Annotated in this window: 13 protein-coding genes; 8 read left to right on the top strand and 5 right to left on the bottom strand. The window is 70.4% G+C overall.

Going from position 1 to position 12,146, the window contains the following annotated elements; all coding sequences use genetic code 11:
- Positions 1-74: 74 nt before the first annotated feature.
- Positions 75-623: a dihydrofolate reductase family protein gene (locus HHX30_RS22510; protein ID WP_169983958.1), complete on the top strand. Its 549-nt coding sequence runs from the start codon at positions 75-77 to the stop codon at positions 621-623.
- 7 nt (positions 624-630) lie between these two features.
- Here the strand turns inward: HHX30_RS22510 and HHX30_RS22505 are convergent, their stop codons facing one another.
- Together HHX30_RS22505 and HHX30_RS22500 are read right to left on the bottom strand one after the other, a co-directional pair.
- On the bottom strand, positions 631-1,056 hold the full coding sequence (locus tag HHX30_RS22505; RefSeq protein ID WP_169983957.1) for a nucleoside deaminase: 426 nt from the start codon (positions 1,054-1,056) through the stop codon (positions 631-633).
- Entirely contained in the window at positions 1,053-1,904 is an 852-nt protein-coding gene (locus HHX30_RS22500) for an LLM class flavin-dependent oxidoreductase (protein WP_169983956.1), read from the bottom strand. The genes HHX30_RS22505 and HHX30_RS22500 overlap by 4 nt, the downstream gene beginning before the upstream one ends.
- 93 nt (positions 1,905-1,997) lie before the next feature.
- Here HHX30_RS22500 and HHX30_RS22495 point away from each other — a divergent pair, with 93 nt between their 5' ends.
- Positions 1,998-2,444, top strand: a complete 447-nt coding sequence (locus tag HHX30_RS22495; protein WP_169983955.1) for an Lrp/AsnC family transcriptional regulator — start codon at positions 1,998-2,000, stop codon at positions 2,442-2,444.
- A 160-nt stretch (positions 2,445-2,604) separates the two neighbouring features.
- Here HHX30_RS22495 and HHX30_RS22490 read toward each other — a convergent pair whose 3' ends face one another.
- Positions 2,605-3,117: a MarR family winged helix-turn-helix transcriptional regulator gene (locus HHX30_RS22490; RefSeq protein WP_169983954.1), complete on the bottom strand. Its 513-nt coding sequence runs from the start codon at positions 3,115-3,117 to the stop codon at positions 2,605-2,607.
- Positions 3,118-3,208: 91 nt separating this feature from the next.
- Here HHX30_RS22490 and HHX30_RS22485 point away from each other — a divergent pair, with 91 nt between their 5' ends.
- Both HHX30_RS22485 and HHX30_RS22480 read left to right on the top strand, forming a co-directional pair.
- Positions 3,209-5,479 (top strand): LLM class flavin-dependent oxidoreductase, encoded by a 2,271-nt coding sequence (locus tag HHX30_RS22485; protein ID WP_169983953.1) that lies wholly within the window; start codon positions 3,209-3,211, stop codon positions 5,477-5,479.
- Between the two features lie 40 nt (positions 5,480-5,519).
- Positions 5,520-6,692 (top strand): hypothetical protein, encoded by a 1,173-nt coding sequence (locus HHX30_RS22480; RefSeq protein ID WP_169983952.1) that lies wholly within the window; start codon positions 5,520-5,522, stop codon positions 6,690-6,692.
- 19 nt (positions 6,693-6,711) lie between these two features.
- On the opposite strand, the gene HHX30_RS22475 is transcribed toward HHX30_RS22480, so the two are convergent.
- Positions 6,712-7,665, bottom strand: a complete 954-nt coding sequence (locus tag HHX30_RS22475) for a YafY family protein (protein ID WP_169983951.1) — start codon at positions 7,663-7,665, stop codon at positions 6,712-6,714.
- Positions 7,666-7,759: 94 nt separating this feature from the next.
- Between HHX30_RS22475 and HHX30_RS22470 the strand changes: the two genes are divergently transcribed.
- Entirely contained in the window at positions 7,760-8,317 is a 558-nt protein-coding gene (locus tag HHX30_RS22470) for a DinB family protein (RefSeq protein WP_169983950.1), read from the top strand.
- An 88-nt stretch (positions 8,318-8,405) separates the two neighbouring features.
- Positions 8,406-8,870, top strand: a complete 465-nt coding sequence (locus HHX30_RS22465) for an N-acetyltransferase (RefSeq protein ID WP_169983949.1) — start codon at positions 8,406-8,408, stop codon at positions 8,868-8,870.
- Positions 8,871-8,889: 19 nt separating this feature from the next.
- On the opposite strand, the gene HHX30_RS22460 is transcribed toward HHX30_RS22465, so the two are convergent.
- The gene (locus tag HHX30_RS22460; protein WP_249350317.1) at positions 8,890-9,468 is read right to left on the bottom strand and encodes a TetR/AcrR family transcriptional regulator; all 579 of its coding nucleotides are present in this window, start codon (positions 9,466-9,468) and stop codon (positions 8,890-8,892) included.
- 80 nt (positions 9,469-9,548) lie between these two features.
- Here HHX30_RS22460 and HHX30_RS22455 point away from each other — a divergent pair, with 80 nt between their 5' ends.
- Both HHX30_RS22455 and HHX30_RS22450 read left to right on the top strand, forming a co-directional pair.
- Positions 9,549-9,938 carry a DUF1330 domain-containing protein gene (locus HHX30_RS22455; protein WP_169983948.1) on the top strand — a complete coding sequence of 130 codons (390 nt, stop codon included), beginning with the start codon at positions 9,549-9,551 and terminating at the stop codon, positions 9,936-9,938.
- Between the two features lie 555 nt (positions 9,939-10,493).
- A complete protein-coding gene (locus HHX30_RS22450) occupies positions 10,494-12,101 on the top strand; it encodes an ABC-F family ATP-binding cassette domain-containing protein (RefSeq protein ID WP_169983947.1) in 1,608 nt (535 codons plus the stop codon).
- Positions 12,102-12,146 lie beyond the last annotated feature (45 nt).

The raw sequence follows: 12,146 nt of genomic DNA, 5'->3' as shown, positions 1-12,146 counted from the left end.
GTACAAGACCCGGGCGAGCGACCCCGCCTAATCTCCTGTTCGCAGCCACCGTCGTATGGAAAAGAGCGGAGCACATGGCCAGGATCGTCGCGAACTTCTTCATCTCCCTGGACGGCGTCGTCGAGTCGCCCGACCAGTGGCACTTCCCGTACTGGAACGACGAGATGGGCGCCGTGGTCCAGGCGGGCATGCAGAACTCGGCCGGGATGCTGATGGGCCGCAAGCTGTACGAGGAGTGGTCGGCGTACTGGACGACGACGGACCAGGACCCGGAGATCGCCGCGGCCTTCAACAGCGCCCCCAAGTACGTGCTGTCGAGCACCCTGGAGAAGGCGGACTGGAACAACACCACCGTCGTCAACGGCGACGTCGCGGCCAGGGTGCGCGAGCTCAAGGAGCGGATCGAGGGCGGCGATCTCCAGATGTCGGGCAGCGCGACGACCGTGCGGTGGCTCCTCGCCAACGGGCTGCTCGACGAGCTGAACCTGCTCGTCCACCCGATCGTCGTCGGCCGCGGGCAGCGTCTGTTCGAGGACACCCCGACGCACAAGCTGAAGCTGGTCAAGTCCGAGACGTTCAAGACCGGCGTGCTCAACCTCAGCTTCGTCCCGGACGCCGGCTGACCTCGCCTCAGACGTAGTAGCCCTCGACGGGTAGGCGCGCCTCGCCGAAGAGCGCCGGCCCCTCCTGCCGTACGGACGGAGGGCCGGCGGGCGGCTTCAGCGTGGCGAGTTGCTCGCCCGAGAGGGCGAAGACGACCCGGCCGAGCCCGGAGCGCTCGATGGCGCCCGTGCACATGCCGCACGGCTGGCAGCTCGTGTACATGGTGGTCGCGGCCGCGGCGGCCGGATCGAGCTCGCGGGCGGCCCAGCGTGCGAGCTTCAGCTCGGGGTGGGCGGTGATGTCCGACTCCGTCAGCGTCGTGTTGCGCTCCTCGGCGAGCACGTCGCCGTCCGGGCCCACCAGCAGCGAGCCGAACGGCGGGTTGCCGCCCGCCCGAGCCTGCGCGGCAAGCTCGATCGCCCTGCGGAGGAACTTCTCGTCGTCGGGTGTCATGACTGCTCCGCTCCTGTGTACGCGGCGGCCACTGCCTCGAGCATGTGCCACGCCGTCTCGGGATGGTTCGTCTCCTCGGGGTCCCCGTGGAAGGGGTCGAGCAGGACGGTCTCGGCGCCCAGGAGGCGCAGCCGTTCCAGGTCGTCCACGACCTGGTCGAGGGTGCCCTCGCCGGCGTGGCGCCCCTCACCGGTCACCGGGGCGCCGGTGAGCCGCAGCAGGATGCGCGGGGCGAACACGGGGGCGGGGCGCCCCAGGCTCTCCGCGACGGCGGCCAGCCGGTCCATCCGCTCGTCCAGCCACGGGAAGGTGAACCGCAGCGGGTGCCACGCGTCGCCGAGGAGCACCGCCCTGCGGAGAGCGGCGTCGCTGCCGCCGCCGACCCAGATCGGGATGTGCCCGGCCCGGTAGTCCTCCTCGTCCCGCCAGGCCAGGCGGATCGCCCGCAGGTGCTCGTCGGTCAGCGCCCCCCGCCGTTCGTACGGCACGCCGAGCGCCTCGAACTCCTGCCGCGCCCAGCCCACCCCCACGCCGAGGACCAGCCGCCCCCCGCTGAGCTGCTGGAGGTTGGCCGCCATCCGGGCGGTCAGCAGCGGGTGCCGGTAGGGCAGGATCAGCACGGTGGTGCCGAGCCTGATCCTGGTGGTGATTCCGGCGAGCCAGGACAGCGTGGTGAAGGGCTCGTAGAACGGCGCGGGATACTGCTCGGCCACGTCGGGAGTCACCACGACGTGGTCGGAGACCATGAGCAGGTCGAACCCGAGCCCCTCCGCCGTCTCGGCCCAGCCGCGCAGCACGTCCGGCCGGGTGCCCGGGCCGAAGTTCGGCACGTTGACGCCTAGTTTCACCGGTCCAGCCTATTCAGGCGATCAGGGCCTGTGGAAGAAAGAACTCCCTGGATGGAGGGCATCTGGCCGTGGATTTCACGGTATATTCGGCCGATGGCCGAGAGTCTTGACGTGACGGACTGGTCCATCCTGACCGAGTTGCAGCGCGACGGCCGCGTACCGCTCACCGAGCTGGCCCGGCGGGTGAGCCTCAGCGCCTCCGCGACGACCGAGCGGGTACGGCGGATGGAGGCGGCCGGCGTCATCAGCGGATACCGCGCGGTCGTCGACCTGGGGAAGGCCGGATACGCCGTGCTCGCCGTGGTGCGGCTCAAGTATCCGGGCAGCCGGCACGAGCCGCTGCACCGGTTGCTCGGCGAGCGCATGGAGATCCTGGAGTGCCTGCGCACCACCGGCGACGACTGCTACACGCTCAAGGTCGCCGCGACCTCCATGGCCCACCTGGAGAAGGTGGTGGACGATCTGGCGCAGTTCGGCAGCACCACGACCAACATCGTCTACAGCGAGACCCTGCCGTACCGCGGGCCCCATGCCCCGTGACGCCCGTGGTGTCACGCGGCGGGTCTGGTGGCGGGCTGCGCCCTGAAGGAGATGGCCTCCATGAGGGCCTTGTGCTTGGTGTTCTGGAAGGCGGCGACCTTCCATTCGCCGGTCGCCAGGCGGACCAGGGTGTAGGTCTGGACGCGTCACGGCTCCCGGGTCAGGACTCCCGGGTCAGTGCGGCCGATCTCGCGACGGCGGCGCAGCGGTCCTCGCCGGGAGCCGCCCCGGTGGCGGCGTGCTCCAGCAGCGCCAGGAGGACACGCCGGTCCTGGGGCGGGAGCCCGGCGAGCAACTCGCCCTCGGCCCGCGCGACGCGCGCGTCGAGTTCGGCGAGGACACCCCGGCCGTGCTCGGTCGGCACGATGCGCCGCGCGCGGCGGTCGGCCGGGTCCTGGCGGCGCTCCACGAGACCGCACCCCTCGAACTTGTCGAGCAGGTACGTCATGACGGTGCGGTCGATGCCGAGGCGGGCGGCGAGCGCGGCCTGCGTCGGCGGCGCCTCGTGGACGACCGCGGAAAGCACCTGGTAGCCGCGCACCCCGTGCGGCAGGTCGCGTGAGATGTCCTCGACGCGTGTGCTCCACTCCCTCAGCAGCACGGTGAGGGACCACCCGAGCACGGATCCCTGGGTGGACGGCGTCGGGGTGCCGGTCTGTTCGCGCGCGCTCACACCGTCCACCCTAACCCGGAATACGCTGACTCTCCGATGAGTTGTTCCGCATATAGTCTGTAAAATAGACTACTTTGGAGAGGGCCCGGCAATGAAGGATTACGGCCACGATCTGGCCTTCGGCACGTTTCTCACACCCCAGAACCAGGACCCGCAGGGACCGGTCCGGCTCGCCCGGGTCTCCGAGGCCGCCGGGCTGGATCTCGTGACGTTCCAGGACCATCCGTACCAGCCGGGGTTCCTGGACACCTGGACCTTGCTGTCCTGGGTTGCCGCGCAGACCGAGCGGATCACCGTCTCGGGCAACGTGCTGAACCTGCCGCTGCGCCCGCCGGCGGCGCTGGCCCGGGCCGCGGCATCGCTCGACCTGCTCTCCGGCGGCCGGTTCGCGCTCGGCATCGGCGCGGGCGCCTTCTGGGACGCGATCGAGTCGATGGGCGGCACCCGCCTGACACCCGCCGAATCGGTGACCGCGCTGGGGGAGGCGATCGAGATCATCCGCGGCGTCTGGGACGTGCGCGAGCGCCGCATCCTGCGCGTCGACGGCGAGCACCACCGCGTCGCCGGGGCCAAGCGCGGCCCGGCCCCCGCCCACGACATCCCCATCTGGGTCGGCGCCTACAAGCCGCGGATGCTGCGCCTGGTGGCGCGGGACGCCGACGGCTGGCTCCCCTCGCTCGCCTACCTCAAGGACGGCGACCTGCGGCGCGGCAACGAGATCATCGACGAGGCCGCGGCGGAGGCCGGGCGCGACCCGGCACAGGTGCGGCGCCTGCTGAACATCGGCGGCGCGGTCGCCGAGACCCGCCAGGGCTTCCTGCAGGGACCGGTCGAGCAGTGGGTGGAGGAGCTGACCGGCCTGGCGCTGGAGGACGGAATCGGCACGTTCATCCTGAGCACGGACGACCCGCGGCTCATCCAGGTGTACGGCGAGGAGATCGCCCCCGCCGTACGCGACGCGGTGGCGCGTGCGCGGGCCGCCACGGGCACCGTCCCCGCGGCCGCCCGCCGCGGAACGGCCGCGATCGCACTGCGCCGCGACGGGATCGACTACGACAAGGTCCCGGCGAGCCTCGCGGCCGACGCCGTGGAGCCCGGCGACCGCGCGTACGAGTCCGTGCGGCACAACTACCTGCGCGCCGGGTCCCCCGGCCTGGTGCTGCGCCCCCGGACCGTCGACCAGGTCGTCGAGGGGCTCGCGTACGCCCGGTCCCAGGACGTGCCGCTCGGCGTACGCTCCGGCGGGCACGGGATCAGCGGCCGCTCCACGAACGACGGCGGCATCGTGCTCGACGTCGGCGCGCTCGACACCGTCGAGGTCGTCGACCCGGCCACCCGCCGGGTGCGGCTGGGCGCGGGCGCGACCTGGGGCGCGGTCGCCGAGGCCCTGGTCCCGCACGGATGGGCGATCAGCTCGGGCGACTACGGCGGCGTGGGCGTGGGCGGCCTCGCGACCACGGGCGGGATCGGCCTGCTCGGGCGCGGCTTCGGCCTGACGATCGACCACGTCGTCGCCGCGCAGGTCGTGACCGCCGACGGGCGGGTGCTGCACGCCTCGCGGGAGGAGAACCCCGACCTGTTCTGGGGCCTGCGCGGCGCCGGGGGCAACCTCGGAGTGGTGACCTGGGCCGAGATCGAGGCGATGGAGCTCGGCGACGTCGTCTTCTCCCAGATGACCCTGGACGCCCGCGACACGGCCGGGCTGCTGGAGCGCTGGGGCGCGGCCGTGGAGAAGGCGCCGCGTGAGCTGACGAGCTTCCTGATCCTGTCCCCGCCGCGCCGCGGCCAGGACGCGGTCGCCCAGCTCATGACCGTCTACGCCGGTGCGGACACCACCGCCGCGGTGCACGAGCTCGAACGGCTCGCCGAGGCCGGCCCGCTGCTGGGGCACCAGGGATACGTGCTGCCCTATTCGGGCGTGGTGCAGCCGGCCGACAGGCACCACACCGGCGGCGGCGACCCCGCCGTACGCTCCGGCCTGGTCACTCACCTGGACGGTGACGTGAGCCGCGCCTTCGAGAGGATCGCACGCTCCGGGGTGTCCTACTTCCTGCAGATACGCGCCACCGGTGGCGCCGCGCACGACCTGGCTCCCGACGCGACCGCCTATCCGCACCGGCACCAGAACTTCCTGCTCACCGCCATGGGCGCCGCGCAGCCGGCCCTGGACGCCGCGTGGGACGCCGAGGTCGCGCCGCACACCGACGGCCTCTACCTGTCCTTCGACACCGACACCCGGCCCGAGCGGCTGGTCGACGCGTTCGGCGAGGCCAACCTCGCCCGGCTGCGGCAGGTCAAACGCGCCTACGACCCGGACAACGTGTTCCGCGCCAACTTCCCCATCCAACCGGCCGACGACTGAGCATCGTGCGAGTGATCCATTTGCCGACTACCCTTCGGACATGGCTGGCCGGAAACCGACCTCGCCCCCGCGGCCGATCGCACCGGGGGACGTCGTCGTGACGTTCTCCGAGTCTCTCGGCGCGTGGACGGCCGCGCAGATCACCGACCTCAATCCGGACTGGCAGACGGCGGGAGTGCTCGAGCTGGACTGGTCGGGCCCGGAGCCCGCCTCGGTGACGGACCTCGGCGAGGTGTCACCCCTGGTGCTGAGGCACGCGAACGCGATCAAAGGCCCATCTCACTGCAACTACGAGTGGGTCCTTCCGCGCAGCTACAAGGTCATCGGCACGCTGCCGCTGTTGTGCACCACACCCTCACAGAGCTACTCCATAGGTTGGCGCCTCGGCGAACAGCTCGCTCGGCAGAGGCGCTGGGACAGAGGTGAGCGTGCCCTCTGGTCGGATCCGCGCGAGATGAGCACCACAGGCGCCGGTCTCGACCGGATGACGAGCGACCCCGGCGAACCGCGCCGGGACATTCGTCATCTGCGTGTCACCGAGGTCGAGTCGCTCGACTGTGAGCGGCTCGCCGAGCGCTTTCCCGAGCTGAGGACGCTCTGCCTGTCCGGCGACCTCGGCCTGCTCGTCCACGCGTCGGGTCTCAACCGGCTGGCGTCGCTTCGACAGCTGTGGATCACCGATCTCTTCGGCATGAGCGCGGCCGATGCTCTGCTGCCCGAACGCGTTCCCACGCTGGAGTTCTTGTACCTGCGCAGCATCCCGCACGAGTACGCCGTGGCGATGCGGTCGAGATGGCGCCCCCAGGTCGCGTACGGCACCTACGTCGACATCACCGCTGCCCGCAAACCCGAATGGGTCGCGGAGAACCGCGGCAACCCGTTGCGCGACTGGGACGGTCGCGAGCAGATCAGCAGAACCTGCTTCAGAAGGGCCGTGGCGCAGTACAGGAAGACGCGGGCGGCACTGATCGCAGTGCTTTCCGACGGCTCTCAGGAGGACCGGCCGGCCCGGCTGCACGAGATCGGCCGCGAATACGGTGAGGCCTTCAACCTGCTCGATCGCCGGACGGGGTTCATCGAGACCGAGGAACGCGAGGAACTCTTCGCCGCCCTCGACGTCATGGTGAGCGACGCCGAAGAGGCTCTCGGCGTACGGCTCGAATCGGCGGCGGACATGCTCGCGGCCGGCGTGGACGCCGTACGCGACTGGTAGAGCGCCTCCCGGCGCGGTGTCAGGCCCGCTGGAACCGGGCCCCCCACTCGCGGATCTCGTCGAGCAGTTCGGGCGGGGCGAGGACGCGGAAGTCCGCGCCGGCCATCCCCAGTGCCATGGCCGGCCAGTGCAGAGAGTGGGTGATCATCCGGATCCGGCAGCGCTCGGCGTCGACCTCCTCGACCGTGCACCAGTGGCCGATCCGCCGGCGCACGGCGACCGCCGGAGCGTCGACGAGGGCCTCAACCCGGTACGGACGGGGCAGGTTGTCCATGGCGGCGCGGACGAACTCGGCGGCGTCGGCGGCGGGCAGGTCCCGGGGACGGAACCGGGAGCCGCTGCCCTCGGGCTCGGCCAGCCGGTCGACCCGGAAACTTCGCCAGTCGTGCCGGGTCAGGTCGTACGCGACCAGGTACCAGCGGCGGCCGAGCCGGACCAGCCGGTGCGGCTCGACGTGCCGGTCCGTCCGCCGGCCGTCCGCGGGGGTGTAGGTGAAGCGAAGCCGTTCATGGTCCCGGCAGGCCAGCGCGACCGTGGTGAGCACGTCCGGGTCGACGCTCGTCGGGGCGTGGCCGTCCCACCCGGCGGGTACGGTCATCGTGCGCAGCGCCTCGACCCGGTGCCGCAGCCGGGTGGGCATCACCTGCACCACCTTGGCCAGCACCCGCACCGAGGACTCGGCGATGCCCTCCACCGCCCCCTGGACGGCGGTCTGCAGTCCCACGGCCAGCGCGACCGCCTCCTCGTCGTCGATCACCAGCGGCGGCAGCGCGGCGCCCGCGGCGAGCTGGTAACCGCCGTCGACACCGCGCTGCGCCTCGACCGGATAGCCCAGCTCACGCAGCCGGTCGATGTCCCGGCGCAGGGTGCGTACGGAGACTCCCAGCCGTTCGGCCAGTTCACTGCCCTGCCAGTAGCGGTGGGTCTGGAGCAGGGAGAGCAGCCGCAGCGTCCGCGTGCTGGTGTTCGCCATGGTCGCGATTCTCTCGCCGATTCAGGTCAGAAAGTGACCGTTATGCCTCCTAGCGTGGTCCTCGACCGAGCGGAACAACGGAAGGCAGACGACTGTGACCGTCAACGAGCTGAGCACTCCCGATCTCACCGACGCGCCGGCCATCAGCGGTGAGCGCGCGGACCTGCTGGCGGCACTGGCCAAGAGCCGGCACTTCTTGCGCCTCACCACCCGCGACCTCACCGATGAGCAGGCCGGGCAGCGAACCACGGCAAGCGAGCTCTGCCTGGGCGGTCTGATCAAGCACGTCACCCTGGTCGAGCGGAGGTGGGCGGACTTCATCCTGCACGGCCCTGCGGCGATGGGCGACGCCACGACCATGACCGAGGCCGACTGGGCCACATGGGCCGACCAGTTCCGGATGCAGCGCGGTGAGACACTCGCCGGTCTGCTGGCCGCCTACGCCGAGGTGGCCCGCCGTACGGACGAGCTGGTGGCCACCCTGCCCGACCTGGACGCGACCCAGCCGCTGCCGAAGGCCCCGTGGTTCGAGGCCGGCGCGCGATGGTCGGCCCGCCGGGTGCTGATGCAGATCGTCTCCGAAACCGCCCAGCACGCCGGCCACGCCGACATCATCCGCGAGTCCCTGGACGGCGCCAAGAGCATGGGCTGACACGTGATCCGAGGACGGGCAGGCCCTTCTCCGAGGGCCTGCCCGAAACTATCCCCGCCATGGCGATCACGGCCCTTATGGTCTTTTCATGAACGAGTCGCTACGGCTGGTGCCGATCACTCCTGCCAACGTCGAGACGGCCATGGCTGTCAAAGTCCGTCCCGACCAGGAGCGCTTCGTCTCGCCGGTGGTGAAGTCCCTGGCCGAGGCCTACGTGCAGCCGCAGGTGGCCTGGCCCCGCCTCATCCTCGACGATGACCGTCCGGTCGGATTCCTCATGGCCTTCATCGACATCGATTGGGACGGCAAGGGGATCGACTTCCGGTCAAGGCTGTGGCGCCTCAACGTGACACCCGAGGCCCAGGGACAGGGCGTCGGCCGATTCGCCGTCAGGGCCGTGGCCGCCGAAGTCGGGCGTCGCGGCGCCACGCGGATGTACGTCACGTGGGAGCCGGCGGAAGACGGGCCCGAAGGCTTCTACCGGAAGCTCGGGTTCCAGCTCACCGGCGAGGAAAGCGGCGGCCAGAGAGTCGGGGTGCTGGACCTGATCTAACGGACGGCTCCGTGGTCGTTCATTCGGTCAGCCGAGTCGCTGCCTTCCTCGCGGCTCGCAGGATTTCCTCGGAAAGAGGGGAGCCCGCCGTCGCCCGCGCGAGCAGGAGAGCGCCCACGAGCGTGGACAGGGCCGCCAGTCCGGTGTCCTCAGGAGCGATCCACCCGGCCATCTCGCGAATTCCAGCGGCGTAAGTGTCGCGAGATTCAGGATCTCGGGCGAAATCGCCGGCGAACCCGGCTGCCGGGCATCCGCTGCCGGCGTTGTCACGCGCTTCGGCCGACAGGTAGGAGTCGATCAGCGACGACCACGCGGCATCGTGACCACCGTGGCAGTCGTCCAAGGCTGTCAGATACCGCAGCATCTCGGAGAAGGCCTCGGCCGTGGCCTCGTCGACGAGCGCCGCCTTGGAGGCGAACTGCTTGTAGAAGCCGCCCTGCGTCATGCCGACCGACTGCATGACGTCGGCGACGCTCACATCGCGCACCCCCTTCTCGCGGAAGAGTCGCGATGCGGATTCCACCACACGCTTCCGGTTGGCCCGTGCCTCAGCCTGCGATACTCGACTCATCTTCGATCCCTCGTCGCTTCGATTCATCGCCGGGAACGTGCCGGAGGCTGGATTCCAGGCGTCCGAGGCCGGCGTGCCGCGCGAGAAGTAGATTATAGGCACCATCTATGTGGGCGGCCGCACACCACGGAATCCGCGGGTCCCCCCGATCACGTACGAGGCGTGGAGCCTTTCGAGCAACACCGCCCACGGACGAAGCGGGTCTGTCCTACCTCGAACAGGTCGAGGCCACCGTGAAGCCCTACGGCGGCAAGTGGCTCGCGAACGGCGAGGTCAGCGTCGTGGAAGGAGCATGGCCGGGCCTGGTCGTCCTCATGGAGTTCCCCGACCGAGCCGCCGCCGACCGGTGGTACAACTCGGCGGAATACCAGGAGATCCTGCCCCTGCGTGCCAACAACGCCATCTCCGATGTCGTGCTGATCGACAGCCTTCCCGCGGACTACACCGTGCGCGGATTCGCCCAGCAGGTCCGGGCCGCCATCCAGGCGGCATCGTGAGTGGGGCAGGGCACTCCTAGCCTGGGCTTTGAATGGGGTCTCCCTCGTCGCGGGGCGGGCACGACGGCCCGCCCTGCCAGTCGCGCTCGGGCGAGATACAAGGGCTGGTAAGGTGCCCGGCATGGGACTGATCGAGGTGGACAGAGCCTAGCCACCGAACTGCCGGTGGCTTCACTTGTGCGGGCATCGTCCGTACCAGTGAACAATCGTTTCGCAACGCACGCGCGTGAGTCCGCCCTTCCGGGCGTTGACACCGACGCGTGATCTCGCCGGCACGTTCGCATCGCACCGGCCTCGGTCCCAGGTGCCTGACCGCGAACGCGCGACTACGACCTGCCAGGTACGCAACCTCCTCCTGCCCGGCGTCCGGGTAGCGGCTCCCTTGCCGCAGGAGCGTGATTCGTGCCCGTTCCGGTCGAACCCTCTCGCCCGCGTCGGCCCACGGCCCCGTGGCCGGTTGTCCTGCCAGTTCCGCCGGCTCCCGCGACCCGTTCACGTTGGCATCGCCATGCCACACCGCGCGGTCGACGGGGATAGGGAAAGAGAAACACCGCAATGTCGACGAAATCCGCCATCACCCTCCGTGATCTGACCTTCGAGTGGCCCGACGGCATCATCGCGCTCGCCGGGGTCAACGGCACTTTCGGCACCGGCCGGACCGGACTGATCGGCCGCAACGGCGCAGGCAAGTCCACCCTGCTCCGGCTCATCGCCGGTGACCTGCACCCGACTGCCGGGCAGATCGACGTCGTGGGCGAGGTCGGCTACCTGCCGCAGACGCTCACACTGCGTCAGGACACCACCGTCGCCGAGCTACTCGGCATCCACGGGACCCTCGCCGCGATCAAGGCGATCGAGTCCGGCGACGCCGACCAACGCCACTTCGATGTGATCGGTGACGACTGGGACATCGAGTCCCGTGCCGACGAAGCTCTGCACCACATCGGATTCTCCGCCGCGGACCTCGACCGCCGCGTCGCCGAGGTCTCCGGTGGCGAAGGCATGCTCATCGCGATCACCGGGCTGCGCGTCCGCCGCACCCCGATCACCCTGCTCGACGAGCCCACGAACAACCTCGACCGCGCCACGCGCGCCAAGCTGGCCGAGTTCGTCGACCAGTGGCCCGGGACGCTCGTCGTCGTGAGCCACGACCTCGATCTACTGGAGCACATGGACAACACCACGGAGCTGTACAGCGGCACCCTGGCCACATTCGGCGGCCCGTACAGCGCATGGAAGGAGCACCAGGAGCAGGAGCAGGCAGCCGCCGTGCAGGCCGCTCGTTCGGCTCAGCAGGCGCTCAAGGTCGAGAAGCGGCAACGCATCGAGGCAGAGACGAAGCTGGCGCGCCGCGAGCGGACAGGGAAGAAGACCCAGAAGGACGGCGGCATCCCGAAGATCCTCGCCGGCAACCGCGCCAGTAAGGCCCAGGCGTCCGCGGGATCACTCCGTTCGACACTCGACGACAAGGTCCAGGCCGCGCAGGCCGCGGTCGACGCCGCGGACGCACGCGTCCGCGATGAGGAGCACATCCATCTGGTGCTGCCCGATCCGGACGTCCCGCGCGGGCGGCGGCTGGCGGAGCTGGAGGACGAGGGCCGGACCATCGTGATCCAGGGCCCGGAACGGGTAGCGCTCGTCGGCGCGAACGGTGCCGGGAAGTCCACTCTGATCGAGCAGCTCGTGCGACATGCCGAGCCGACGCCCGGGCGACCGCACGGCCGCCTTGTGACCGAACTCGTCGGTTTCCTTCCGCAACGCCTGGACGGGCTCGATGAAGACGCCAGCGCGATGGAGAACGTGCGGGCCGTCGCCCCGGGCACGCCGGCGGGCACGATCCGCAACCAGCTCGCCCGGCTGTTGCTCCGTGGTGACAGCGTGGACCGCCCCGTCCGCACGCTCTCCGGCGGGGAGCGCTTCCGGGTCTCGCTCGCCCGGCTCCTCCTGGCCGAGCCGCCTGCCCAACTGCTGATCCTGGACGAGCCGACGAACAACCTCGACATCGCCAGCGTCGAGCAACTCGCCGAAGCCCTCGACGCGTACCGCGGCGCGCTCCTCATCGTCAGTCATGACTTCGCGTTCCTTGAGCGGATCGGCGTCGACACCATCATCGAGCTCGACGGAAACGGACGGATGCACCAGCGCCGGGACCTGGGCGTCTGACAGCGCTGGACCGCCGACTGCGCACGAGGCAGCCCGGGGACTTTA

The organism is Microbispora sp. H10836, assembly GCF_012999525.1.
In the GTDB taxonomy this organism is placed as follows: domain Bacteria; phylum Actinomycetota; class Actinomycetes; order Streptosporangiales; family Streptosporangiaceae; genus Microbispora.
The sequence above is the reverse complement of the archived record's forward strand: the minus strand, read 5'-3'. Positions and strand labels throughout refer to the sequence as shown.

Bases quoted from the DNA above. Each gene is read 5' to 3' on its own strand.
- HHX30_RS22465 (WP_169983949.1), top strand. From the start codon at position 8,406: ATGAACGAGTCGCTACGGCTGGTGCCGATCACTCCTGCCAACGTCGAG.
- HHX30_RS22505 (WP_169983957.1), bottom strand. From the start codon at position 1,056: ATGACACCCGACGACGAGAAGTTCCTCCGCAGGGCGATCGAGCTTGCC.
- HHX30_RS22460 (WP_249350317.1), bottom strand. From the start codon at position 9,468: ATGAATCGAAGCGACGAGGGATCGAAGATGAGTCGAGTATCGCAGGCT.
- HHX30_RS22455 (WP_169983948.1), top strand. From the start codon at position 9,549: ATGTGGGCGGCCGCACACCACGGAATCCGCGGGTCCCCCCGATCACGT.
- HHX30_RS22450 (WP_169983947.1), top strand. From the start codon at position 10,494: ATGTCGACGAAATCCGCCATCACCCTCCGTGATCTGACCTTCGAGTGG.
- HHX30_RS22495 (WP_169983955.1), top strand. From the start codon at position 1,998: ATGGCCGAGAGTCTTGACGTGACGGACTGGTCCATCCTGACCGAGTTG.
- HHX30_RS22510 (WP_169983958.1), top strand. From the start codon at position 75: ATGGCCAGGATCGTCGCGAACTTCTTCATCTCCCTGGACGGCGTCGTC.
- HHX30_RS22485 (WP_169983953.1), top strand. From the start codon at position 3,209: ATGAAGGATTACGGCCACGATCTGGCCTTCGGCACGTTTCTCACACCC.
- HHX30_RS22480 (WP_169983952.1), top strand. From the start codon at position 5,520: ATGGCTGGCCGGAAACCGACCTCGCCCCCGCGGCCGATCGCACCGGGG.
- HHX30_RS22475 (WP_169983951.1), bottom strand. From the start codon at position 7,665: ATGGCGAACACCAGCACGCGGACGCTGCGGCTGCTCTCCCTGCTCCAG.